The sequence below is a fragment of the Leptospira adleri genome (assembly GCF_002811985.1).
Lineage (GTDB): Bacteria > Spirochaetota > Leptospiria > Leptospirales > Leptospiraceae > Leptospira > Leptospira adleri.
Window position 1 is genome coordinate 25,457 of sequence record NZ_NPDU01000002.1, and the last position, 25,636, is coordinate 51,092.

General features: G+C 44.4%; 21 protein-coding genes. 9 read left to right on the plus strand and 12 right to left on the minus strand.

What is annotated here, in order from left to right; genetic code table 11:
* Window positions 1-91 precede the first annotated feature (91 nt).
* The 5 genes from CH376_RS00975 (at window position 92) to CH376_RS00995 (ending at window position 6,022) form a co-directional block, all read left to right on the plus strand.
* Complete coding sequence (locus CH376_RS00975; RefSeq protein ID WP_100783763.1) at window positions 92-916, plus strand: hypothetical protein; 825 nt, start codon at window positions 92-94, stop codon at window positions 914-916.
* Between the two features lie 221 nt (window positions 917-1,137).
* The gene (recA, locus tag CH376_RS00980; protein ID WP_100783764.1) at window positions 1,138-2,238 is read left to right on the plus strand and encodes a recombinase RecA; all 1,101 of its coding nucleotides are present in this window, start codon (window positions 1,138-1,140) and stop codon (window positions 2,236-2,238) included.
* 194 nt (window positions 2,239-2,432) lie between these two features.
* The gene (argC, locus tag CH376_RS00985; protein WP_100787909.1) at window positions 2,433-3,449 is read left to right on the plus strand and encodes an N-acetyl-gamma-glutamyl-phosphate reductase; all 1,017 of its coding nucleotides are present in this window, start codon (window positions 2,433-2,435) and stop codon (window positions 3,447-3,449) included.
* A 7-nt stretch (window positions 3,450-3,456) separates the two neighbouring features.
* Complete coding sequence (locus tag CH376_RS00990) at window positions 3,457-5,394, plus strand: AMP-binding protein (RefSeq protein WP_100783766.1); 1,938 nt, start codon at window positions 3,457-3,459, stop codon at window positions 5,392-5,394.
* On the plus strand, window positions 5,384-6,022 hold the full coding sequence (locus CH376_RS00995; RefSeq protein ID WP_100783767.1) for a phosphorylase family protein: 639 nt from the start codon (window positions 5,384-5,386) through the stop codon (window positions 6,020-6,022). The genes CH376_RS00990 and CH376_RS00995 overlap by 11 nt, the downstream gene beginning before the upstream one ends.
* Here CH376_RS00995 and CH376_RS01000 read toward each other — a convergent pair.
* Complete coding sequence (locus CH376_RS01000; RefSeq protein WP_100783768.1) at window positions 6,005-7,777, minus strand: patatin-like phospholipase family protein; 1,773 nt, start codon at window positions 7,775-7,777, stop codon at window positions 6,005-6,007. The genes CH376_RS00995 and CH376_RS01000 overlap by 18 nt on opposite strands.
* A 127-nt stretch (window positions 7,778-7,904) precedes the next feature.
* Between CH376_RS01000 and CH376_RS01005 the strand changes: the two genes are divergently transcribed.
* Together CH376_RS01005 and CH376_RS01010 are read left to right on the plus strand one after the other, a co-directional pair.
* Window positions 7,905-8,507: a DUF4254 domain-containing protein gene (locus CH376_RS01005; RefSeq protein ID WP_100783769.1), complete on the plus strand. Its 603-nt coding sequence runs from the start codon at window positions 7,905-7,907 to the stop codon at window positions 8,505-8,507.
* A complete protein-coding gene (locus tag CH376_RS01010; protein WP_100783770.1) occupies window positions 8,504-9,565 on the plus strand; it encodes a glycosyltransferase family 9 protein in 1,062 nt (353 codons plus the stop codon). Before CH376_RS01005 ends, CH376_RS01010 begins: the two co-directional genes overlap by 4 nt.
* Here CH376_RS01010 and CH376_RS01015 read toward each other — a convergent pair.
* Entirely contained in the window at window positions 9,557-10,867 is a 1,311-nt protein-coding gene (locus tag CH376_RS01015) for a glycosyltransferase (RefSeq protein WP_100783771.1), read from the minus strand. The genes CH376_RS01010 and CH376_RS01015 overlap by 9 nt on opposite strands.
* A gap of 117 nt (window positions 10,868-10,984) precedes the next feature.
* On the opposite strand from CH376_RS01015, the gene CH376_RS01020 reads away from it, so the two are divergent.
* Window positions 10,985-12,313, plus strand: coding sequence for an O-antigen ligase family protein (locus tag CH376_RS01020; RefSeq protein WP_100783772.1), 1,329 nt, complete (start codon window positions 10,985-10,987; stop codon window positions 12,311-12,313).
* On the opposite strand, the gene CH376_RS01025 is transcribed toward CH376_RS01020, so the two are convergent.
* The 8 genes from CH376_RS01025 to rpmB all read right to left on the minus strand — a co-directional run bounded on the left by CH376_RS01025 (window position 12,301) and on the right by rpmB (window position 22,220).
* Window positions 12,301-14,076 (minus strand): phospholipase D-like domain-containing protein, encoded by a 1,776-nt coding sequence (locus tag CH376_RS01025; RefSeq protein ID WP_100783773.1) that lies wholly within the window; start codon window positions 14,074-14,076, stop codon window positions 12,301-12,303. The genes CH376_RS01020 and CH376_RS01025 overlap by 13 nt on opposite strands.
* The gene (locus CH376_RS01030) at window positions 14,073-15,482 is read right to left on the minus strand and encodes an LA_2168 family protein (protein ID WP_100783774.1); all 1,410 of its coding nucleotides are present in this window, start codon (window positions 15,480-15,482) and stop codon (window positions 14,073-14,075) included. The genes CH376_RS01025 and CH376_RS01030 overlap by 4 nt, the downstream gene beginning before the upstream one ends.
* Window positions 15,479-18,490, minus strand: coding sequence for an LIC11755 family lipoprotein (locus CH376_RS01035; protein ID WP_100783775.1), 3,012 nt, complete (start codon window positions 18,488-18,490; stop codon window positions 15,479-15,481). Before CH376_RS01035 ends, CH376_RS01030 begins: the two co-directional genes overlap by 4 nt.
* 62 nt (window positions 18,491-18,552) lie before the next feature.
* The gene (gene uvrC / locus CH376_RS01040; RefSeq protein ID WP_100783776.1) at window positions 18,553-20,382 is read right to left on the minus strand and encodes an excinuclease ABC subunit UvrC; all 1,830 of its coding nucleotides are present in this window, start codon (window positions 20,380-20,382) and stop codon (window positions 18,553-18,555) included.
* 29 nt (window positions 20,383-20,411) lie between these two features.
* Window positions 20,412-20,852, minus strand: coding sequence for a peptide chain release factor family protein (locus CH376_RS01045; protein ID WP_100783777.1), 441 nt, complete (start codon window positions 20,850-20,852; stop codon window positions 20,412-20,414).
* An 8-nt stretch (window positions 20,853-20,860) separates the two neighbouring features.
* Complete coding sequence (locus CH376_RS01050; RefSeq protein ID WP_100783778.1) at window positions 20,861-21,283, minus strand: acyl-CoA thioesterase; 423 nt, start codon at window positions 21,281-21,283, stop codon at window positions 20,861-20,863.
* Window positions 21,284-21,289: 6 nt separating this feature from the next.
* Window positions 21,290-21,988 (minus strand): endonuclease III, encoded by a 699-nt coding sequence (gene nth / locus CH376_RS01055; protein ID WP_100783779.1) that lies wholly within the window; start codon window positions 21,986-21,988, stop codon window positions 21,290-21,292.
* Window positions 21,936-22,220 carry a 50S ribosomal protein L28 gene (rpmB, locus tag CH376_RS01060; protein ID WP_069607250.1) on the minus strand — a complete coding sequence of 95 codons (285 nt, stop codon included), beginning with the start codon at window positions 22,218-22,220 and terminating at the stop codon, window positions 21,936-21,938. The genes nth and rpmB overlap by 53 nt, the downstream gene beginning before the upstream one ends.
* Window positions 22,221-22,366: 146 nt before the next feature.
* On the opposite strand from rpmB, the gene CH376_RS01065 reads away from it, so the two are divergent.
* Window positions 22,367-23,410, plus strand: a complete 1,044-nt coding sequence (locus tag CH376_RS01065) for a hypothetical protein (protein ID WP_100783780.1) — start codon at window positions 22,367-22,369, stop codon at window positions 23,408-23,410.
* 649 nt (window positions 23,411-24,059) lie between these two features.
* Here CH376_RS01065 and CH376_RS01070 read toward each other — a convergent pair.
* Both CH376_RS01070 and CH376_RS01075 read right to left on the minus strand, forming a co-directional pair.
* Complete coding sequence (locus CH376_RS01070) at window positions 24,060-25,175, minus strand: pyridoxal phosphate-dependent aminotransferase (protein ID WP_100783781.1); 1,116 nt, start codon at window positions 25,173-25,175, stop codon at window positions 24,060-24,062.
* The gene (locus CH376_RS01075; RefSeq protein WP_100783782.1) at window positions 25,176-25,541 is read right to left on the minus strand and encodes a hypothetical protein; all 366 of its coding nucleotides are present in this window, start codon (window positions 25,539-25,541) and stop codon (window positions 25,176-25,178) included.
* Between the last annotated feature and the right edge of the window lie 95 nt (window positions 25,542-25,636).

Genomic DNA, 25,636 nt, shown 5'->3' on the forward strand with positions numbered 1-25,636 from the left:
GCGTTCCGAATTCTTCTTTCCAGATCGGAAATCCCATAAAGGATGAGAATCCCCGAAATCGGATAGCCCTTCCCTAAAAAAAGGATTCCCTATGAAACGTTTTTCTATTCTTTCCGTTTTGTTTTTCTTCTTAACTCAGACATCTCAAGCTCAGACTTCGAATTTTTCGCAAAGAATGGAATCTCTCAAACGATTTTTGGGAGATCCTACTACGGTGGAAAAAACTTGGCTGATCGAGTCGATTCCGGTTTTAAAAAAAGAAGAAGAATCCAGGCTGGAACTCTATCTAAAAAAAATTCTCACTTCCAAACTCGAAGGAAAAAATTTCCCGTCCAAAGATTCACTAAAACTGGAACTGAAACAGATTCCGAACCTAGGGGGTTTAAGAATCCGAAATCAAAAATCGGAACTCTTTCACATCGTAACTTTCGGAAACGATTTCCCCAACTTTTCTCAGATTCGAACCTTTCCCGTAGGAAATTATTACATCGATTTTTATCTCGGAAGACAAGGCGGAATTCCTTCCGTGGAATTTCCGAAGACGGGACTCGGCGCTTCCTTTTATTATTTTTCGGAGGATGAAACCCTTCTCTATTCCCAAACGACGAGCGAATGGAAAATACCGGATTCTCAATCGATCGGAGAATTGAATTCTTACTTTAAATCCAAAAGTTCTCAGTGCCAGGGTTGCGATCGGCTTCGGCTTTTGGACGGAACGTTATTCTTCTTTCCGAGCCAAAACGCGTTTTCATTCTGGACCCGCTTCGCTTTGGGTGGTTTCCTCGTTTTGAGCGCCTTCTTTCTTACGATTTTCTTTTTTAGAAATTTTTTGGTTCGAAACAGAGAAACGCTTCGAAAAGCGATGCAGGCGCAAAAGACTCTGGATCAGGAAAAAAAATCGATTCTTTCGAAATAGCCTTCAAAAATTTGCTATACAAATACTTACGTATATTTTAGATTTGCACTGAGAAAACCGGGTGACATAAACCGGAGTTTTCGAAAAATCTAATCAGAACCGGCATTTTTTAACCCCGGATGATTCTTTTTTGTCCGGTATAAGATTTATACTAAAAAAAGTGAACCGCTTCTGCACTGCAGAGCCGCTGCCTGGAACCGTAAGAACGGGGGCAGAAAAACATGGGAGAAGGTATTATGAAGAAAACAAAAGAAGAACCACAGAGCGTAGACGATTCCAAAAAGTTAGCCATCGAACAGGCCATGAGCCAGATTGAAAAACAATTTGGTAAAGGCGCGATCATGAAACTGGGATCGGACGCCGCAAAACAAACGGTGCAGGTAATCCCGACCGGATCCTTGGATTTGGATATCGCATTGGGAATCGGCGGTTATCCGATCGGAAGAATCGTGGAAATCTACGGACCGGAATCCTCCGGTAAAACCACCCTGACGCTTTCCGCGATAGCGGAAGCTCAAAAGAGAGGCGGAGTTGCAGCGTTTATCGACGCGGAACACGCTCTGGATCCTTCCTACGCCAAAAAATTAGGCGTCAATATCGACGAACTTTTGGTTTCTCAGCCCGACAACGGAGAAGAAGCCCTGGAAATCTGCGAATCCCTGGTTCGAAGCAATGCGATTGATCTGATCGTCATCGACTCGGTGGCGGCTCTGGTTCCCAAAGCCGAGATTGAGGGAGATATGGGAGATTCTCACATGGGATTGCAAGCCCGTTTGATGTCTCAGGCCCTACGAAAACTCACGGGGACCATCGCAAAATCCAAAACTGTGGTGATCTTCATCAACCAAATCCGGATGAAAATCGGTGTGATGTTTGGATCTCCGGAAACTACCACAGGCGGAAACGCCCTGAAATTCTACTGCTCCGTCCGCTTGGATATCCGCAAAATCGAAACGATTAAGGAAAAAGAAGAATCGATTGGAAACAGGGTCCGTGTCAAAGTTGTCAAAAATAAGTGCGCGCCACCATTCAAACAGGCGGAATTTGACATAATTTTCAACGCAGGAATCAGCAGAGAGGGTTCTCTGGTTGACCTCGGGGTGAAACATGATATCATCAATAAGGCAGGAGCTTGGTATTCCTATAATACGGAAAAAATCGGGCAAGGAAAGGACGCTGCAAAAGAATATCTAAGATCCAATCCTGAAACTGCATTCACGATCGAGAATATGGTTCGCGATTTGAACAGCCTTCCCCTCTTAGCGCAGGATAAGAAACCTCGCAAAGAAAAAGAGGAAAAATTGGAAGAGGCTGCGGGTTAAACGCTGGCTTTCTTTTTAGGAACCCTTGACCGCCGGGTGAGAAATCATCCGGCGTTTTTTTTAGTTACAGAAGAGTCCTCTGATTAAATTCTTTCCCTTAGCGAATCGCAATCTGTTTTAAAAAACGATAAGCCGATTTCGCGATCATTTACTTTCTTCCATTTAGAAGATAGACGAAACAAGACAAGGGGAATATGGCAGAAATCAGCATCTTAGGAGCGGGCGGTTTTACAGGTAAGGAACTTCTTTCTCTTCTTTCGCATCAATCCATACACGAAGTTGTCCATATCACGAGTGACAAACTCGCAGGAAAAACGCTTTCCGAAGTATTTCCGGAAATTCCATTTCCAAAAAATCTGACCTTTCAGAAACACGAGGACAAGATTCCGGCAAAATCCTTAGTCGTCTTGGCGGTACCGAACGAAGTTTCGATCGAGTCCGCTCCTAAATTTTTGGACGCCGGCCACAAAGTAATCGATCTCTCGGGAGTCTATCGACTTCACGATCAAGAAATATTAGAAAAATCTTATAAACTCAAACATACAAAGTTTTCCTATGTGGATCGGGCGGTTTTCGGAATTCCCGAGATCTTTCGGGACAAGATCGCAGGCGCGGACTTTGTTTCCAATCCGGGATGTTTTTCGACTTCGGTCATTCTTCCCGTATTTTTGTTAAACGAACTCAGAAAAGAAATCAAACCTAGAATCGTAGCCGATTCCAAATCCGGCGTTTCCGGAGCGGGCGGAAGAACCGAAGACGCCGGATTTTCTTATACGGGAGTTTATGAAAACTTTCGCGCCTACAAAATTCTAACACACCAACACGAACCGGAAATCCAAGAATATATCTTCGCAAACTCGGGGCTCAAACAACCGGAAGTCCTGTTCGTTCCCCATCTTCTACCGGTTTTTAGAGGAATTCTTTCGACCATTTTTTTGGAATTTGAAAAAGAACCTTCCTTCGATCCGATACAGGTATTGTCGGATTCTTCCAAAAACGAACCATTCGTTCGGATCTTAAGAACTCCGGAGGAAGTCGAACTGAGGAAAGTGCAGAATACCAACTTTTTGGATATCTCCGTAAGAAAAAGAGGAAACACGTTAGTTGTCGTTTCGGCTCTCGACAATCTCGTCAAAGGCGCTGCCGGACAGGCTCTTCAAAACATCAACTTGATGACGGGAACCGTAGAAACCGTCGGACTCTTACCGTAATTCTTCGATGGAAAAAACGAGCCTTTATCATTTAGTAAGAGACGTCGCTTCGGTCTACGCGGATCGTCCGATGTATTGGATTCGGGAAGAATCCGGCGATTTCCGAGGGATCTCTTACAAGGATTGGTATGAAAACTTACTCAATCTTTCCTCTTTTTTTATAGAACTGGGTCTTCAAAAAGGAAACACCGCCGGATTGATCTGCGACAATCGTTACGAATGGTCCCTCTGTTCCCTTTCCTTGGTCACGATCGGTTGTGTCGACGTTCCCAGAGGTTGCGACGCAACTCTTGACGACTTGAAATACATCCTTGGTCACAGCGAAGCGAAGGTTTTATTCTTAGAAAACGAAAAGGTTTTAAAAAAACTTTTAGAGGATAAGTCGAGTTTCGCAAACGTTAAGACGATTCTTCTCATCGATCCTCCTTCCAAATGGAAAGAACTGGAAAACGCGCGCAAACATTTGAACGGAGTGAAGTTTATCTTCCTGGAAGAAGCACTTTTAGAAGGTGAAAAAATCCGCATCAAAAAGGGAGACAATGCCTACAAGCAGCGAGGAGAAGCCCTCGTCGGAAAGGATCTCGCCACCATCATTTACACCTCCGGAACTACGGGCGCCCCCAAAGGTGTGATGCTCAATCACAGAAGTTTCACTTGGGGAATTCACCAACTCCAGGAATTCGTCCCCGGTTCGTATCAGGACAGAACGATCGTATTTCTTCCGCCTTGGCATATCGCCGAAAGACTTTTAGAAACGACTCTCATCGCTTGGGGAGCTTCTATGGCCTGTTCTTCGGTTCCGACGATTCCTACGGATATGCAAAAAGTAAAACCAACGGTTCTCGTCTCCGTTCCGAGGCTCTGGGAAGGCCTTTACAAACGAATTCACGACACGGTCCGCAAAAGCCCGCCCTTTCGACAAAACCTATTTCATTTCGCGGTGAAAATCGCGGCGATCACTACAAGTCTGCAGGACACCATCCGGGATTCTTATACTACAACGGAAGTGGAAAATCCGAACCAAAAGGTTTTGGATCGTTTTGTCGCGAGCATTCTTCTTTTATCGATGTATCCTCTCAAAATTCTTTCGTATAAGATTCTTCAGAAGGTTCGCGATCTTTTCGGAGGACAAATGCGCTTCGCTCTTTGCGGGGCCGGCGCGATGCCGTATCACATTCAATTTTTCTTTCGTAGTGCGGGAATCCCGATCATAGAAACTTACGGTATGACGGAAACCACGGGAATCGGTGCTATCGGTGAATTTCCTCTTCCGAAAAACGGAGCCATCGGGGCCCCGTTACCCGGAACCGCGATCAAACTTGTTGGAGAGGACGGAAAGATAGTGACTGAACCCGGAGCGAAAGGAGTGGCTTGGCACAAAGGTCCGCACGTTACCTCGGGCTATTACAAAGAACCTGAAAAGTCCGCCAAAGCGTTGCAAGACGGTTGGTTGGATTCCGGAGACATTCTGACTTGGACCCAGACGGGAGAATTAAAATTCGCGGGAAGAGCCAAGGATACGATCGTTCTTTCCGGCGGCGAGAATTTGGAACCCGCGCCGATCGAAGCCAAACTTACCGAATCCGAGTTCATCAATCAAGTCATCGTAGTCGGTCAAGACCGGAAAAATCTCGGCGTTCTGATCGTTCCTTTTTACGATCGTGTCATTGAAGAATTTCAATCGCAAGGGAAATCGATTCCGAAAGATCCAAACCAATGGAACTCCAATAAGGAAATCCTTCATTTTTTTAAGAATATCGTAAAAGATAAAATTTCCAGTCGTGCGGGTTTTAAGTCTTTCGAGAAAATCGCGCACGTTCACATTCTTCCCAAAGAATTTGAAAAAGGAAAAGAGATGACCGAGACGATGAAACTCAAACGAAACGTCGTCTTTGAACTTTATGAAAGTGTAATTCATTCCCTCTACGCAAACGATGAAGATTGATTCTACATCCGCGCTTTTTTGCTCCGCAATTTCCGACGAATTGGATCGTTTTCAAAACTCTCAAAAATGGAACACCTTTCTCTGCGGAATCGGTAATTTGGAAGCCGGGCTCGGTCTTCAAAAATTCCTTCTTGAAAAAAGGAATCTGGGACAAACTCTCCCTTCTCAGATCGTGTTTTTAGGTTCGGCGGGAGTTTATCCTTGGCTGCATCCGAGTTTTTGGAAAGGCCGTTTCGGATATTCTTACGAATTTCAAAACCAAGAAATCGCCAAGATCGAAAAAAGGATTCGAATCCCGGAAATCGTTCCGGATAAGTTCGAGTTCATAAGCCCGTTTCAGCTTGAAGCGGTGGAAGAGATTCTTCCTTCCAAAACGAACGGAACGGGATCCGTCACGATCGAAACCGTCTCCGGAAAAAGTCTCGAGTTTCTAAGAGCGAACGATCTCGGTTTTGAAAATATGGAATGTTTCGGGCTCGCTCGAGTATGCGAAGAATTTAATATTCCTTTTTGCGCCTTCTTTGCTCTCACCAATACGGTGGGACCGACCGGAAGCGAGGAATGGAAACAAAACTACAGAAGAGAATCGATCCGACTTCAGGATTTTCTTTTATCGTTTTTTCTTTGAAAACTTTTTGCCCGGATAAAAAAGGTCGTGAATTTCCTCCAGATGGTTTTCCGCCTCCTCTTCTCCTCTTCGTATGATTTCCCGGAATCTTCCAAAATCAAAAAATGAATATTCTTCGATGTGAAGGTTGATAAAAAGATCCATCTTATCCTTTCTCAATCTTGTAATCTCACGTCCTTCCAAAGTGATAGCACGTCCCATGATCTTTAGAATCGGAGGGTATTTGAGATCTTCCCATAAATTCTTAAAAAAGGATTTTCCGGTAATCTTTCTGTCCTCGAGCAATCTTACGATTGCCTCGTCCCGCAAAGGTGAAACGTTCGCGGAAAGAATGATATCGGCGCCCTTTTGCCTGATTAAATTTTCGGGAACGTTGTTGATCACTCCTCCGTCCACAAGAAGATGATCTCCGTGAAATACGGGAGGAAACATTCCCGGCAAACTCATCGCCGCGGCCAAGGCTTCCCAAACCGGGCCTCGATCCATCACGTATTCTTCTCCGCTGTGAAGATCCACCGCGGAAGTCACAAAAGGAATCTTTAAATCCTCGATCAGAGTGGAACCGAACGCGTCTTTTAACATTCGGTTCATCTTCTTTCCTTTGAAAAAGGATACGAGGGGAATCGTGGGATCGAAAGGTTTGTCCAGACCTCCGAAAAACTTATATATCATCTTATGAATCGAATCCGTATTCTCCCCTCTCGCATACAACGCCGCGATCACCGCGCCGAAGGAAGCCCCGGAGACAAAGTCTATCTTTATATTCTCTCTTTCTAATACTCTCAAAAGTCCTACGTGAGCGAGCGCTCTGGCTCCGCCGCCGCCTAACGCGAGTCCACGGGTTCTGGAAACCAAATATCTGCCGAAGGTTTCTTCCTTATGAAAGATTTTCTGATGTTTAACGCTGTCTTCCGGATGCATCGAATTGGAAGAATCGATGTAGCGGATCGTTCTCCCCGCGAAGTTTCGGATTCTAGATCGGAAGTAAGTTAGGATTTCGGTTTTTTTCTTTTGGTTACGTTCCGGATTATCCTCCCAGAATACGATCTGGTCCGATTGTAAAAGAAGTTTGTCCAATTCCGGTTTTAAGCCCGGACGCTGGAAATAAAGATGAATCACCGGATATTGGTTTCGTAAGATCGATAATTTTCGAATCGCTTCCTGCAAGCTCGTCTTTTCGAATGATTCCATCGGAACCAAAGTCATCTTTCCCTCGTGAGAATAACCGCTGATCTTAACGATCGCGTCCAACTTTTCCTTATAACCCTGTACGTCTTCCAACGGAACGTGACAGATCATTCTTCTTGGAACGGAGGTAAGTTTGGAGTCAGGATCCAGATGTTCTCGAAAACGATTGCTCATCAACCGGATCAAGTTGGCCGAAAGAATCGGTTCCTTTTCAGCGAGTTTGAGAAAAAAATGTCCGTCTAACACATACAAAAGAGAATCCATAACCGCAACCGCAGAACCTCCGTGTTGGGTTCGCGTCATCAGACTGTTCTCCGCAAAAAATTCTCCCTCGCCTAAATATTTCACCGCCTTTCCGGACTCTCCGAAAGTGAGCATCACCTCTCCGTGCCGGACTATAAAAAGTTTATCCGAAATATCTCCTCGAAAGTAGATAACGTCGTGGTTGTAAACGTTTCTCTCTTCTATGTTTTGATAGATTCGAGTGAGAACCGCCGGAGATAATTTTTGGAATATAGATATGCCGGAAAGAAATTTCAAAATTTCTGGATGTATTTTTCGTGCCATAGGACGCCAGCGACTCTATCGGGATTGGACGAGAATGTAAAGGATTTCTCGATGTCCATTCCTTGAATCCGCTTTGATTCGGTGCTTTTCTCTTGATTTTCTGGCTTACCGCTCAAAGTTATACACAATGACCTTGAAAGCGAACTCAGTCGTATCCGTTTTTCGTCAATCCGTCGTAGACTGGCACAAAAAAGAAGCCTCGTCCCCCAATCCATTCCCGTCCGACAGCATAGAATCCATTCTTTATAGCAAAAATCAAATCGATACCATTCAGTGGCACGTCGAAGACGAGATCCGCAGACCGGATCTTCCCGATAAGGATTTGGTGGGTTTTAAAAGACAGATCGATAAACTGAATCAGGAGCGCACCGATCTCGTGGAAATTTTGGACGATCGAATTTCTTCCGAATTCAAATCGGTTCCGAAAAAAGCCGGCGCGAGAATGAATTCGGAAACCCCCGCTTGGCTGATCGATCGTATGAGTATTCTCGAACTCAAAATCTATCACATGGAAGAACAGACCCAACGAAAGGACGTGGACGAAACTCATATCCAAAACTGCAAACGCAAACTCGAAGTCCTTCTCGAACAAAGAGTCGATCTTTCCACCTGTCTTGACGAACTTCTCGAAGATTTAAAAACCGGAGATAAGTTCTACAAGGTATATAGACAGATGAAGATGTACAACGATCAGAACCTGAACCCTTCTCTTTATTCCAAAAAATCATGAATTTATTAGTCATGCGTTTTTCGGCCATGGGCGACGTCGCCCTCATGGCTCCCGCGATCATAGCGATCGCGGCCAAATATACCAATATTCAGCTTACAATCGTTACTCGAGGAAACTACGCCCCGTTCTTCTACAACATTCCGAATGTGAACGTCGTCGGCTTCAATCTCAAACGATACCGTGGGATTCCGGGATTGTATCGTCTTTTTAAGGAGATCAACAAACTCGGTCCTTACGAAAAAGTAATCGATCTCCATTCTTCCGTACGATCCAGATTGATCAGTCTGCTTTTCTTAATTCGCGGAATCGGAGTTTTCCGGATCGTAAAGGGTAGAAAGGAAAAGCTAAGACAAATCCGTCAGAAAAAAAAGATTCTTACGCCGTTGCCGCATACGGTCGAACGTTATTTGAAAGTTTTCGAGAAGGCCGGTTATCCCGCGACGGTAAGAAAAGGACCTTGGATCAACGTCGATCCGGAATCCAAAATTTTCGCAAAAGAATTCTTCGAAACTCAGAACGTAAAAAAGAAGGAAGGTCTTTGGATCGGCTTCGCACCGTTCGCCGGTCATGAACTCAAAGAATGGCCTAGGGAAAAAAGTCAGGCGCTTCTCAAACTTCTTCTTGAAGAATTTCCCGGAGTAAAAATTTTTCTTTTCGGTTCCAGAGAGGAATCTAAAATTTTAGAGACCTGGTCCAAAGGAGGCGAAGAATCCCTAAAGATCGTATCCGGCGGTAAACTTGGAATCCGCGGTGAACTCGGGATCATGGAAAAAATGGATATCATGATAGGAATGGATTCTTCCAACGTACATATCGCCGCTCTTTTGAAAAGACCCGTCGTCGGAATCTACGGGACAACACATCCTTATTCCGGCTTTGCGCCTTTCGGCCAGGAAGATTCCGGAGTATTACAAATCGATAATTTACCGTGCAGACCTTGCAGCATCTACGGAAATACGACCTGTTTTCGAAAGGACTTCGCTTGTATGGAATGGATCCAACCCGAAGACGTGATCAAACGGATCCGGGTCGTTTACAATATCAATACCCTATTCTAAGAAACGCAAAAGCTGATCCAACGGATCGGGAAGAGAAAATAACATATTGATCAGAGTATTTCTCTTTTTTTTGTTTTTTACGCTCGCGACGGTTTTATAGACCTCTTCCATTTTATCCACGCAGGCAGTCATCTCGTGTCCCTTGGATATCTTGATGGATTCTTCCGAAAAACTCTCATACAACGCAGGATCTTTGAGAATCGCAACGGCTTTTTCCGCGATTCCCTTTACGTCGAAGGGCTTTGCGATGTAACCGTTTTTCCCGTCGTGTATCAATTCCGGAATCGCAAACGAATCCACTCCGACCGCAGGAAGTCCGCAGGCAACGGATTCTAAAATAACGAGCCCTTGGGTTTCCATCGTGGAAGCCGTTAAAAACAAATCGTATTTCGGATATTCCTGCGGGAGTTCTTCGCGTTTGATAAAACCGGTAAACGTGATCGCATTTTCGAGTCCTAAATTTTGAGCCTGCACCTTTAAGGATGGAAGCGCCGGTCCGTCGCCTATGATCGTCAGAGTAGAATCCGGAATTTCGTCGTGGATCAGCTTAAACGCGTTGAGAATCACGTCGCAATTCTTCTCGTAAGAAATTCTTCCTACGTGAAGTAGTTTCGGAGAGTTCGGAAGTTTTTTGACGGTCCCTTTGAAACTCGTTAGATCGAGTCCGTTGGAAATCACTGCGATCTTTGTCTTGAGTCCGAATTCGCGCAGTTGTTTTTCGATTAAGTGCGAAGGAGAAATGATAAGGTCGCAACGTTCGTAGATATTGTTCGAAATTTTAAGAATGATCTTTTTACGGATGTTGAACTTGTCGAACTTCTCGATTTTACTCAGGTCTTTGATCTTGAGTTTTTTCTCGGATTTACTCGCTCTTAAAAAAAGTTTATCCAATTTCAAAAGTCTGTAAAAGGAAAGATACATGTCTTGTTCGGACATGAGAGTATGATAGGTTCCAATCGTGGGAATTCCGTATTTTTCGGTCGCGTTGATTCCATAGAGGCCGAGTAAACCGGGGGTGTGAATGTGAACGAGATCCGGTTCGAACTCTTTGATGATCCTTTTGATTTTACTCGGAGAAGGAAGTACAACTTTGATATCGGGATAACTCGGAAGATAACCGCTACGGAATCTTTCGATCCGAATCGAATCTCCTATATGATCAAAGTCTCCTTCTCCGTATCTAGGACAACAGATCATAAAGGTATGCCCCCGTTTCGACAGGAGCTCCGCAAAATTTTTCATGGAAATAGCGACACCGTCCACTTTCGGGAGAAAGGTATCGGAAAAGTAAAGAATTCTCATCAAAGATCTCCTAAAATCACCTGCTAATCGGAATCCTATGTATCAATCGATCGAAACAAATTATCGAATTTACAATTCCCAGCATACGGAAAACCTGGGTTCAATCGATTAGAGAAGATGCCCGAACGTCTTAGAAAAATCACTCTTTTTTTATTCTGCGCAAGCATTGTAACGATCGGAGTTTCCGTCTCTCTCAGTCAGGGATTTCTTGTCCTGGCTTTCGTTAGCTCGCTATTCTCCTCGAAGACAAAAGGCTTTTGGAAAGAGCCCGCGATCCTGGTTGCGGTCGCATTCTTTCTTTGGTATCTGATCGACTTCGGCATCCACGCAAGCGTAGAAGAAAACCTTTCTCGTTATGCGAAAACCGCCTTGAACGCCGAACTCAAAGACATTTTTCTTTTCAGCGGCTTGATCGTGGCTTGGAACCTGAAAAAAGAGGAATTCCCGGCTGTCTACCGTGCCTTGCACATTCTATTTTGGGTTCTTCTGATCACGGGACTTGCTTCCAGTTTTTCTTCGGTTCGTCTTTCCCGTCTGATCAGCGATCTCTACCGGGAATCTTCCAACTGGAAGTTTACACATCCTATGGGACAGATCGGAAAAATCCCTCTCTTTCTTCCGATCGGACTTATGAATACGCACCTAACGTTCGGGGGATTATTGCAATTCTTCTTTCCCCTTCCCTTGTTTCTCTTTTTAAAACCGCTTTTCGATCGTAAATGGAAAGAGGCCTTACTCAAAGGATTGATTCTTGTCCTTTTTCTCTACGTCGTCTTTCTCAACAACGCGCGCTCGTCCATCATAGGAGCCGTCTTTTCCTCCTTTACCGCCTTTCTCGTGTTAGGCCCGATTCGCCGCGAATTGCCGACCGCGAAAATTCTTTTAGTTTCCGCATCCGCCTTGTTTTTATTGGTCCTACTTGGTATCGGACTTTCTTTCACGGAAGCGGGGCAAAAGATCACGGATCCGATTTTCGGAAAAGAAAAACATACGGACGCGGGAAGAACGTTTATCTGGGATTCTACTTTTCCTTTGATCCGGGAAAATCCGGTCACCGGAGTTGGTCCCGGAAATTACAATCGAGAGATCGAAAAATCGAGAATTGCTCATTCCGAAAAATACAGAGAACTCTATTACTTTTATGAAACCACACAAAGAGGCCACGCGCACAACGATTACTTTCATCTCTTCGCGGTCTTCGGTTTTCCTGCGGTCTTTCTTTTTTTAGCGCTCGGAACGAACTTATACTATAAGTTGCTTTCGAATTCCATATCTTATACGCAGTCTCTGTATTTTTTCGGGATCTCCGGATTCTTTCTTTCCGGACTCTTTCAGTGTTATTTCCAAGACGACGAAGTCGTGATTCTATTCTGGATCCTAAGCGGCTTTTTTCTCCGCGCATCCAAAGAAGAATCCGCTTCTCCGCCCGCAACTCAATACCGATAGCAGTAAGAATCAAAACGTCTTCTCTGATCGATCGCGCCTTTTTCCTCCGAACGTTTTTGTATCGTCAAACCGCTGATTCGAAAAGAAATGACTTCGTTTAACAATTCTGTGTATTCAGTTCCTTTTTTCGTTCGATCGTGGAAACAAAACGTAAGAATCTCCGATTCGTATTCTAAAAAGATAATTCCTTCGTTCGGCAAAGAAGGAATGTTCAGAAAAGAACCGATCCGATTCCAAAAGACCAAATTCGGTCCCGATCCTTTTTGATACAATCGAACCCGCAAAGGATTTCCGATCTCGGAAACGGAAGAAGGCAAAAGAATATTTCCGGAACTTAGGGAAAAAAAATCCGGAAGAAAGAGGAAAGCCGGTTTTACGTCGAAGTTTGTCGGGTCCGTTTCGACGGTGGACCGATCCAGGAGTAATATTCCGTTTTTATTAAAGAGTTTCGAGCCTTGACGAAAGTTTCGAGTTCTCACCGGATGGTTTGTTTTTCTCCCGCTAAAACCGCTGCTCGCGGAGGAAAAATCACCGACCGTTTTGCAACGTTCACCGGAATCGAATGTATATTCTAAAATGAACTTTAGAAACGCGGAGCCGGATTCGAGGTAAAAAGACTCCTCGTTTTCAAAACGTTCTCTGCAAAGAGTCTGTTCCGATCCGTTGGGAAGCGAATCCTCGGCAAAACCGAAATCGACCGAACGAATCTCTTCTTTTTTTGGAATGAATGTTTGATACGGAATCGCGCTTTCAAAGACACGATCCCATTCTTTTTTGTATTCCTGAAGGAGATAGGAATCGTTCGTCCTAAATAAAATCTCTCGGTTATCATCCCTTGCGCTCACCGAAAAATTAAAGGAACCTGTCAGAAGAGTATTCCCGTCCAATATCATGGTTTTATGATGTAATAAACCTCCCTTTCCGAAAGAATCGGTTGAGATCGTCTCTTCGTTCCCGTCGCCTAAAATCTGCGAACGAGACGACGTCCATAGGTTTGCTAGAAATTTTCCTTCCTCGTCCACCGGAGAATCGTAGACGCCTTGGACGACGACGCCCTTCCGATCCGCAAGCGCCAATCGAGAACTCAGAACGGAATCGAAATGATCGAAGATCAGATAACGGATGGAACTCTTCGCTTGGTCCACTTCTCTTAACAAAAGATTCTGAATCAAACGCCCTTTTTCAGGAGCGATGTAAAACAAAAAGGGCGGAATGTCAAGAGCTGCGATTCCCGGGTCCTCCTCCAAAAAGGAATAGAAATCGGAACTTTCATCCTCGTTCAAACCGAATCGAACATATCCGTTCAAATCGTTCTCCAGACCGTACCAGGTAAAATTACCGGATCCCAAAAAAACCTTTCTGCGGTCGACTATTAGAATTTTTGAATGTTGTAGACCGGAACGCTCCCACCTACGAAAAAGTCCGAGACGAATCAGATCCGCCGGATATTCTTTCTCCGGATCCGCTACGATTTGAATTTTAACCCCGCGTTTTCGGGCGCGCTGCAAAGCCTCTAAAATTTCCGAGTCGTCAAAGGAGTAAATCCAAAGATCGAGCGAATGTTGCGCCTCCTCGAGCAGACTCAAAATTCGATCCCTTACGTTTCTCTTTTTAGAATCCGGAGTATAACGGCCCGGAAACGAAAAATACGCTTCCATGTTCCGGGGACGAGTCCAATCCAACCAAAACAAATCCTGATCCGAAGGGTGAGAACAACTATGTAGAAAAATAAGAATCAAAAGGACGTTGAAATTAATTTTCATAAGACCACCCCCGATTGTATTTGAAAAAAGAATTCCTTTTGCGCGGTTTGAGGATCGCTCATCCAACCTCCCAAACTCCATTTCAAAAAAGAAATCGGAACTCGTTCCTCCTCGGTCGGAAAGAAAAGCGTCGTCTGCAAAAGAACTTCGCGAAAATATTCTTTTTGAAACGAATCCCGAGAAACGCAAAGCGCGCCCGAGGAACCCGAATTTTCGCGAAGATAAAAATAGGACGCGAGATAAAAACGAAATCGCATCATAGATTGATTATATTCTAAATTGATTCCGGACCATGCGGCTTGACGTTTTCCGCTCTGCAAAGTAGACTGTTTCTCAAGACCCTTGTCTGTCACCCAGGCGGAAGGATAAAAATCCAAACTCTGATTCGTGGTAAACACCGGAGAAGGATTGGATCCGATTCCTACAAAACCCAATTCTAAAATTTCTCCGTTTTCCTTCCTTCGATCTCGATCCGGAAGAAATCCGAAGGCGTAAACATTCCAACGCGAGTTGTCAAAACCCAAAGAAAGAAGAATCGCTTCTCCCGAGATCGGAATGCCGGCCGAGTTTCGAATCCGATTCCAACCGGTCTTATCCAAACCTCTCGCCAGAATCCCCGATAAAAAAAAGTAAAAGCCGTTTCGTTTCCAATTCAGATCGACCGTAGAATGAGTGAGATAATCCCGATCTCCCGAAGAAACCGTATTTGTCCTAAGATCGTCGGAATATCTTCCCCAGTTTTGAAAATTCAAATACTGAAAACGAAATCCGAATTCCAGAGCAAAAAATTCATATCGATAACTCAATCCGCCCCTGTATCGATTTCTAAACTCATTCGAACCGAAAAGACGAACCACCTCTTCTTTCGAATAGGATTGAGATTGTTTTGTAGCCAAGATCCTGTCTCGAAAACCGTCCTTTTCAAAGAGCCGATATCCGGAATAAAAATCGAAAAGATCGACTCGTATCCTTCCCCATTCCCGAAAATTTGCCCTTATTGCGATTCCATCGGTTCCATCCGCCCAATCTTTAAAAGAATTGTGTTTTCCATCTTCGGAGATTCTTCCAAACAGAAAGGAAAGTTTTTGATTCTTCCATTCAAAGAAAAGATCCCTTCCGGCAAAAAATCGAAATTCCGATTCGGTCGAAAGAATTCCATCCGCTTGGATCTTCGCGCTCCAGTGTTTCGAAACAAAGTTCTGATCCAAACTCGAATGAAACAAGGACTCGTTGATCCTTAATTCTTTGTAAGTCTTGTAGTTCGGATTTTCAGAAGAGCTTTGCGTTTCCTGTCCGGCTCCGAGTCCCCAGCCCAACCAGGAAAGTTGTGTCCAGCCCGAATTTTTTTCCGAAGCGGACACTGGCAGGACTATAATAAAAAACGAATATACCAAAAATTTTTTCATGGAAGATCCTTCTTCCGGATCTCGTAATCCAGAATGGAATCTCCGGATCGATTTTCCAGGAGCAGAATCAGATCGCCAGTCTCCGAATCATACACGAACGGAAACGGGGAATATTGATTTCCATAACTATGGACGTGAACTAAAGTCTGTTGAATCTCCTGAAACAGATCCAGACCTTCGTTCTTAGCGATTCCGTTTCCGATCGTGGTCGTTTTGTCGATCGTAAAAATTTTACGCCGGTGTTCGTCATGAAACGGAACGGATTCGTTTTTAAAATTGGGAGAAAGGACGTAGCCGCATTCTCCCGGAATTAAAAAACGATCGTCAAATACCCAACCGTAAGCGCCCGAGTTATAAGTATCCCAACCGATCGGACGAGAGGTTCCAAACCTCGCAGAATATTCCACGAGACGGTCGGAGGCCGAACTGTCCCTAATTTCGAGACTACGGACGTCGACCGGATCGGATCCGCGATTGCAGATCGAAAACCATTCGTTTGTCGACAAAGCCGGACTTGGATAAATCGCCGAAATTAAAATCGAGGAAGCGCCCGGAATCAAAACCAGACTTTCTCCTCCGACCGAAATCAGATAGTTGAGTGTGTTTTTTTGAATATTCCAATTCTTAAATGTATTTACCTGAATCTGCGACCAAAGATTAAAAAATCCTTCGGAAACTTTGTTGCCGGAAAACGCGGGTTGATAGGCGAAAACCTGAATTTCACCCGAAACGACTCCGGCAATTTTCGGCAGATTCCAAGACAACAAGGGATCGAGAAAAGAACCGGTGGTCACAGATTCTTTCCAAAAGAAAGGAAAGGTTCTATTGATAAAACCGGGACTCGCTTCGGTTTGAGAGCAAGTTGACTTTCTTTGTTCCAGATTTGAAAGTGCGCTGTTTTTCCAGACCACGGAACCGCCGAGAGTTCGAAACTTAGAAGCCGATCTCCTCGACTTCAGCGCGGAGGAATTGAAACCGGGACCTTGTGAATTCCAGACAAACGAATCTACGACCGAATTTCCTTCTAAGGAAAGAATCCGAATCTCGCCCGAGGAAGTAAGAGCCAGTTCCGGTAAAACCCAGGCGTTCACGTTCGGAAAACAGACGAGTCGAGAGGAAGAAAATACGTTCTTTCCCGCTTCCAGCGAAACTAAAAATCGATAGTTCTTCGTTCCGGAATGAATCTCTAAAATTTTAGAAGTCGATTGAAGGGAATCCAGTTCCACAAACCGATCCCCGCTGATCGCGGCAGCTCCGTCATACGAACCCATCCAAGAAACTTCCGAAAGTTCCGCGCTCGAGTTCGGATCGAATTCCCTCAGCTCCGATCGAAGGCCGGGATTCATGGAATGAATTTCACGGATCGACTCCAAAAGTGTGTCGCTTTTTCGGATCGGATGCGGGATCCAAGTCCCGTTTCGAAACAGAAGCGAAAGCAAAAGACCGTCGTTCTTTTTCAAAATAGGGTCTGCGATCATTTCTTGCGAAAGATTCCGCTCCTTTTTAAAAAGGCGGTCTTTTAAAAAGATCCTTTCTCCGAATTCGGAATCGGAAAGTCCGTTATCGGAAAGAAGAATTCCCTTTTCGAGCCAATCCCTTTTTCCAAGCGTCAAAATTCCGTTCGCCGAAATCGATTCCGAATCCAGCCAAATCGGATATTCCTTGTCTCCGACCGCCAAGGACAAAACGTTCGGATTACAGATTCTATTTCCGGAATATTCTAAATCCAGAAACTTCTGTTTGTCGTCGACCTTCCCGTTCAGGAACAGCCCCGTAAAATTTGCCTCTTCGATTTGAAAGTCGTCTACATTACAAAAATATAATCCTTCCGTTTCGTAAAAATTTTCCGAAATTCCGGGATTCATACAAAGTCGATCCGAAGATTCGAACAATCCGTCCCGGTTGCAAAGGGAATAAAAATTTCCGGAACTCGAGTAGAATCGTTCTCCTTCTTGAAAGGAAAGCGCACGATTGGAAATCGAAACTTGTCCGGAGGAGGTTTTTAAAAACCATTCTCCCTTTTTTTTGAGTTCGGACCAGGGAAAACTCGAAATTTCGTTTCCGGGAAGAATACTTCCCGTTTCGACGCGGAGGATCGTTTCACCCGGAATTAAAAACGCTTTTCCTTTTTCCACCGAAAACCGCTTCGATTCGACTTCGAGATTCAGGTCTTGGAAACAAATTGTTTCTAAAGAAGAATTTTGGAATTCCAGAAATCTTCCCGTCGGAGAATTGGTTCCTCCGAAAACTTCGGACAATTCCGGAATCCCGTCCTTGCAGCGAGAAAGAACCTCCGAATTCTTTCTTTGTATTTCCGAAACAAAATCCGAAAGAACGCTCGCGTTACCCGGAATCTCAAGAATCAGACTGTTCGAAGCGCGGATTCTATTTTTGGAATGAAATACGATCTTCATTCTTTCCGAGTTTGCAAAAACGCTAAAGCCGGTAAACGCTCCCGGAGAGTGCGGACGAACCGATGAATTTTCCGAAAAAACGGAGAAAAGGTTCGAAGCGGGAAACGAAATCTTTTTTAGGGATCGATCCAGACTCGGCTCTCCGGAAAGGATCAGCCAATCGTCTCCACAATCTTCAAGAAGATCCCGGTTGAGCTCCACTTTCAACCTTCCGGTTCCGAGTTCCGAAAAACTCAATTCTTCCGATTCGGTTCTACCTTCCGGATTATCGTTCCAGAATTTTATAATATTCTGAATTTCTAAATTAATGTCTCCGTTTCGATCGGGAAAACAGACCGAAAGAGCGTAGACGAACTCCGATCCCGCGGATAAACAGGCAATCCCGTCGGCGGACCGAAGTTTGACTTCCGGATTCCGCCATTCCTTTCGAGTGGATTCCGGAATTTCCCGTCCGATGACGAACTCTGGTTCATAGACGAGTTTGAATTCTCCCGGACGACCGATCGGCAAAAGAAACGCCGAATTTCCCCTGCCGGGGCAGGACGTTAGCGCCATCAGAGATAGTAATGTCGTGAAGACGGATTTGAGTTTCATGTTTCCCTCCGTCTAAAAACGGTTCCGGGAAACTTGCCCGCGGAGGGAATTTTAGCTTTTTTTTATTCTTTTTTTTGGAGTTGTTTCAGAATTTTTTCAGCGAGATTTTCTCCGATTCCGGGAACATCGAGTAATTCTTCCTTTGTGGCCTCTTCGATTTTCTTTTCACCGGAAAAATGTTGTAGGAGCAACTTACTCCTTTTGAGTCCTATATCCGGAACGTCTTGGATGAGAGCCCTCATCGTTTCTTTATTTCTTCGAGTTCTATGGTGCGTAACTCCGAAACGATGGGCCTCGTCCCGTAGATGACGGAGGAGCTTCATTCCGGGAGAATTCATATCGAAGATAAACGGTTCGTTGTCTCCGGGGAAAAAAATCTCCTCCCTTTTTTTGGCAAGACCTACCATCGGAATTCCTTCCGCCCCCGCTTCCACCGCTGCCTCGCAGGCCTTGGTCAATTGGGTCGGTCCTCCGTCGATCACAATCAAATCGGGAAAAACCCCTTCTTCGTTGATGATTCTTTGCAGACGTCTCGAGATTACTTCGTGCATCATCCCCGGATCGTTGATCCCCTCGTAACCACGCATATTGTATTTTCGATATCCCTGTTTGAAAGGTTTTCCCTCGACGAACATAACTCCGCTCGCGACCGGCTGAGAACCTTGAAAGTGACTGATATCGTAACATTCGATGATATGCGGGGGACGTTCCAAGGAAAACATTTCTTGAATCTCTTTTAGGGAAGCGGTCTGATCCTTGTAATGAGTCGCGAGAAGTCGTTCCGTAAGACTGAGTTCCGCGTTTTTCTCGGCGATTTTCAAAAGGGAACGTTTGTCTCCCGTGCGAGGCGATTTGAGCTTCGATCGAAAACCGGTCTTCTCTTGCAAAACATCCAAGACCGCGGAAACTTCCTCTTGGATATCGGTCGGTATAAATATTACGGGAGGAACGAGCGCCGCGTTCAGATAATAATCGCGAAAGAAAGCTCCTATGATCTCCGAATCTTCCGCGTCTAAAACTCCTTTGATCGGAAATGATTTTTTGGTTTCGAGTCTTCCTCCCCTGACTTCCAAAAGAATCACTTGCCCTTCGTCTTCCTTCCTCGCAAAACCGATCACGTCCTCGTCCCCGCCGTCCGTGCTTACGACCGTTTGTTTTTCGCGGAAGTTCTGGATCCTCTGAAGCATATCCCGATAACGAGCCGCCTTTTCAAATTCAAGACGTTCGGAGGAAGAATTCATCTTAGTACTCAGATCTCCCACGAGAGAATCTTTTTTTCCCTCTAAGAATTGAATCACCTGATCCACTACGATTTTATATTCTTCGACGGAAACGGTTCCCTGACACGGTCCGAGACAACGACCCATGTCGAAATTCAAACAGGGCCTTCTGGGTTTTGGAAGAGGAAGAACCTGTCTCGTCTTACGGATCGGAAATATTCTAAGAATGATGTCTAACGTTTCTCTCGTAGAGCGAACGTCCGAATACGGACCGAAATAACGGTCTCCGTTGTCCCTGAGTTTTCGAGTCACATAAACCATAGGAAACGGTTCGGAAAGCGAAACGCAGATGTAAGGATATTTTTTGTCATCCTTGAGACGAACGTTAAAACGCGGATTGTGTTTTTTGATCAGAGTCGCTTCGAGGATCAGCGCTTCCTTTTCCGTGCGCGTCGCAATCCAATCCAAATCGAAAATTTCTCTTTGGAGCGCGCGGGTCTTTACGTCCGGATGAAATTCCTTGAGATAATTGCGGACCCGTTTGTCTAAATTTTTCGCCTTTCCAACATACAAAACCTCCCCCTTTCTGGACTTCCAAAGATAACAACCCGGAGAAGCTCCTAGGTTTTTGATCTTTTCCAAAATCAGAGTGTGGTTTAGAATTTCGGCCATATTCGTTTAAAGATTAGACTTTGAGAGTTTTAATCGGAAGTTTCATCGGGGATCGCTTCTTCAAAAGATTCTTCCGGATCGGAAACGATGGAAGGAGAATTTTGTCCTTTCCGGGAATATTTTTCTTTCTTTCTTTTCGCGTCCTTTCGTTTGTTGCGGACCGCTTTTCTTTGAACTTCCGAAATCGAGGAATTCGACTTTTGTTTTTGTTCTAAGATTTTTTCACAAAGAATCGCTCTCGCTTTATAACGATTGAGTCCTTGAGTTCTGTAAAGGGAACATTTGACTTCGATTCCACTCGGCTTGTGTTTGAGATGAACTGCGGTGGAAACCTTGTTTACGTTTTGTCCGCCCTTTCCACCGCTCCTCGTAAAACTCTCCTCCAGATCCGTTTCTTTGATCCGAAGAGTTTCCATGAGTTCTAAAAGTTTTTGTTCTTTTTCAACGGAAACAGGAAATCGGGAAGCCATACAAACGACTACTTCAATTCCTGAAGTTCGAAATGATCCCGAAAATACGGAAACGGTCTTCCTGTTTCGTCTAAGCAGACGTAGGTGATCTTACAATCGATGATCTCTTTTAATTCTTTTCGACTCTGGCTTTTTCCGATAGAAGTGTTTCGGATCGTGATCGAACTGTTTCCCACCTTATCGATCTTGGAAAAGATCTGAATGATATCTCCGAGAAGTCCCGGACTTTTGAAAACGACGTCCGCCATACTTACCGTAACTATGTTCGAATATCGGATCTTTTCCATAACGAACATCGCACATCCTTCGTCGATCCACGCGAGCATCTGTCCGCCGAAAAGAAATCCGTGTTGATTGAGATCCCGGGACATTACGATATGCTGGGTCGCGAGTTCCATTCCTTCCAATTTTTGATCGATAAATACTTCCATACTCTTCTAAGCTCCGTTGACAAACGAGGACGAGGGACATTCTTTTTTTAGAATACATTCTTCACAAAATTTTCGATGGGCCTTACAACTTTTTCTTCCTAAAAAAATCAAATACAAGGAAATATCTCTCCAATATTTTTTGGGAAGAAGATTCATAAGGTCTTTTTCAACCTGGACGGGATCGCTCTTTTCGGTCAGTCCCAAAACTTTCGCGATTCGATTTACGTGTGTATCGACCACGATTCCTTCCACAAGACCGTGCACCTCGGATAAAACGACGTTTGCCGTCTTTCTTCCAAAACCCGGAAGTGTGATCAACTCAGCTATCGTATTCGGAATCTTTCCCTGGAAGTCGTTTAACAATTTCCGAGCAAAACCCTGAATCGACTTGGCTTTATTGTGATAAAAGCCCGTGGAGAAGATCAGCTTTTCGATTTCAAGAATATCTGCGTTCGCAAACGATTCTAAGGTCGGAAAGGTTTTAAAAAGAGCGGGAGTGACTTGGTTTACGCGTTCATCCGTGCACTGTGCACTGAGAATCACAGCGATCGCGAGTTCATAGTCTTTTTGGAAGTGAAGAGGAGTGGCGACTTCCCCGAATTCTTTTCTTAAAAGAGAAAAGACTCGGGAAAACCACTTGAGAAAGGAAGAATCAGGCCGTTTTCGGAGCCGACTTCTGGATTCCTGCGTATTTTTTCGGAGCAAGCACGCCCAAGGATCCGCCGTTGTCTTTGATGGCGGCCTTAATTCCTTTTTTTCTCAGAGTGCGAAGCGCTCTGGTAGAAAGACGAACTGTAACCCAACGGTTCTCGTCTTCCAAAAAGATTCTTTTTTTGATAAGATTCACCTTCCAGGTTCTTCTTGTCTTAATGTGGGAATGGGAAACGTTGTTTCCTGAGGCAGTGCCCTTCCCGGTTACTTCACATCTTCTGGCCATAGTAAGGACATAATCGATTGGCGCCTTTCTCTGTCAACCTTTCCGCCGATTTTCTGGCGTTTAAGGCGGATTTTGAACGACTTTTTTCTTTTTGGGTGGAGAATCTCGGAGCCTTACAAAATCTTTGCAAAGCAACCTCCGAACTCATGTTCCGCCTCGCCTTTACAAAACTTCAACTCTGGATCGATCGAATCTGGAACGTAAACCTCCTTCCCTTTTTCCAAAGTAAAAATGTCCTTATTCAACGCAGACTGCAACCGATTCTAAGCGAAGAATACCAAAGGGAACAGATCGTAAATCCGAAGGATACGGGAAATTTTTTGGATCAAACTCGTCTTTTCCAAGAAAACGGAATCCCGCATCGAATTCAAACCGACGTTGAAATCAAAAGTGAAACCTTTGCAGGCGGAAAGCAAAAAATCGAGATCACCGAAAGGCTTCGTTCCGGATTTTCCAACCGAAGTAGATTTTTAATTTGGAAATCTCTTCGGAACCTGTTGCGTTTTTTCGGCCAGAAACCGTGGAAAAAACTTTTTTCCAGAGAGGAACCGGGTTTTACGTTAGGAGCCACAGAGCCGGATCTGCTCAGCGCTGCTTCTCCCAATCCATATCGTCTTTATTTACATTCTTGTATCCGATGGGAGGAATTTTTTCCTTGGGAGGAATGGAAGGAAAAACTTCCCGTTTCCTGGATTCCGTTCGGAACTAGAAAGAAAATCAAAGTTCGTTTTGTCGCAGCCAGAGCCGCTTCCTTTTCCAAACAGGAATTCTATGAAGAATCTTATTCTCCCGAACTCGGCTTCTGCGACGTCTACGCGTTGGGTTATCTCAGGGAAACTTCAGATAAGAACGTGGATCTGGAACATCCTGAATCCTACTACATCGGAACGTTTCTTCCTTCTAAGCTGGAGCGCAAAAATCTTCCGCTCTGGTTAAAGGAACGAAACCTCCTTCCCGATCCGTTTCAGTGGAAGAGCTCCTCTAAGGAACAGATTTTTAGAATTTTTCAGAAGGAGGTTCGTTTTCGAATCCAGCTGGAAGAATTCGAACCCTTGGTTTCGGATTTTATACAGGCAGGAGGGAAACAATTCTCTCTGATCGGCCAACACATGCACGCAAGATTCTTTCAAAGAGCGATCTTCACCTACCATCCGATGCAACTTTCAAACCGGGTCTTTCGCCGCTTTTAGATTAGAATATTATAGATAACTTACGGCGCGTCCCAAAACCTTATTTTATTTTGTCGGAAAGATCTAGCTGCAAGGTTCTGTCCCAGCTTTTGGAAAGAACCTTATATTCTTAGACATTCGAGATCGGCAAACGCTCTTATGATTTCGAATGGATCGGCCCTCTAAGGTTTTCTCTAAGCTCGTTCGACACAAACCCGTAAGATGAAATAAATTTCCTAAGGTTCGTGACAGCCTGAAGGTTCGTCCATTTTTATTCCGAGTGGGAGCTCCGGCGGCGAACGCATATTTTGCATCTTACCGATTTCTCATACAAAATCAGATTCTTTTTTATTTTGCAGAAGCTAACAGAGTTTTTTCGATGTCGATACCGCTAAGACGGGCAAAGTTTTACTGAAAAATTCCGCAAAAGAGATGTTCAACTCAGCCCTCCAGAAATCGTTTTTTTCCTTCGGTTAAACCGGCAAAGGACGAATCCGCATCCTGTATCCTTTATGAAAACAGAATATTCCTAAAACCGAATTCTTCCATTTTAAAATCCGCTTAAAACCCATTTTTTATCGTTCGACTGCGGTTTCAAAAAAAGTTTGAGCCGTTCTCCTTCAGATTTCGCGAGGAAGAGAGGTAGGATCGAATACAGTCGTATGAGCTCCTACAAACGCAGTTTTTTCCAACGGTCGATTCCCGCCTTAAATCGCTCAACGTCTTCTCCGAAACCGATTCGGATCCAACCTTCCGTTTCAAAATCTTTCCCGGGAAGTACAAATACGTCGCACTGTTCGATCAAAGCATCCGCGTAGGCGGAGGAGAAAATCCCTTCCTGAAGAGGCAGAAATGAAACAACACCGCCTCCCGGAGAAACAAAGCCCGCGACTCCGGGAAGTTCTTTCCAAACACTTTCAAAATATCGAATATTTTCTAAAATGGATTTTTTGATCGAAGCGGAAAGCCGAATTCGATTCTTTAAGATTTGAAGCGTTAAAAATTCGGAGATCGGAGAAACGGTATGCGTTAGATAGTCTTTGAAGGAACGCGCCTTTTCGATCAGATCTTTCGGTCCGGTCATCCAGCCGATTCGAAGTCCCATAACTCCGAAACATTTCGTGATCGATCCTGTGGAAACGGTTCGTTCGTTCAGAGCAGCGCCGCTCCAACTTAAGGAGTTTTGAAAATCTAAAAATCGATAGTGTTCGTCAAAAAGAATCCAGCCCTGCGGCTTTGACGCGGCTTTTCGAATCGTTTGAATACCCTTTTCATCCAAAGAAAGCCCGCTCGGATTTTGAGGGTGATTGAAGATCGTAAGATCCGCTTTTTTCGAAAACAATTCTAAGATCGAATCGGAGGATAAATAAGAATTCGGATTCGTTAACAAAGATGCCAAAAGAGAAACGGGTCTTAGTTCCGCTCCTACCATCTTCGGGATTTCATACAACGCTTGAAACGCGGGTTCAAAATAAGCGACGGAAGAATCTTTTTTACAAAGAAGATGAAAGAGGATGTAGAGCGCTTCCCCGGTTCCGGTCGTAATTAAAATTTGGTCCGCGTTTAAACCTGGATAGAGTTTAGCGACTTCTTCCCTAATTTCTTCGCCGCCTCGGTTGGACGCGTCTTCCAAAGAAATCGACTCGAGTTCTTCAAACCCGATATCTAAGCTCCGAAGCAAATCCCCGAAATTACGATTTCGAATCCCGCTCTCGCCTAAATTGCATCCAGAGGTCTTTCTATATTTTTCGAGTCTTTCTTCGATCCAAAATTCTCTCGGTTCCATCTAGGATACAAGAGTAAGAATCGCTCCTCCCAGGAGAAATAGAATTGCAAAGAATCCGAAAGAAATCTGAATCCAAAAATGGATTTTTAAACTGCGAAGCCCGATTCTTAAATAATCCAAATCCTCTCCCTTGGTTTCGGTAATTCTTTTGAAAGAAATTCCGGCGCTGTAACTCCAAATTCCTATGAGAAGAAATAAAATTCCAGGAACAAGAAAGAGGATCAGCCTGCCCGTATCGTTTGAGACAAAAGCCGAAAAGAAAGAGACTCCGGAGAGACTGAAAAAAGAAAGGGAAGCAAGTTTGAGCGCCTTGCTCAGACTCAAAAATTCTCGATTCTCGTCTTGGTTGAATTCGTAAGATTCCATACTTTTAGAATCGGCTAAAATTAGGGTTGAACCTCAGGGAAACCCGATTTTTATGAATTTAATCCTCTTAAAAAAGTCAGTCGGAATCTTTCTAA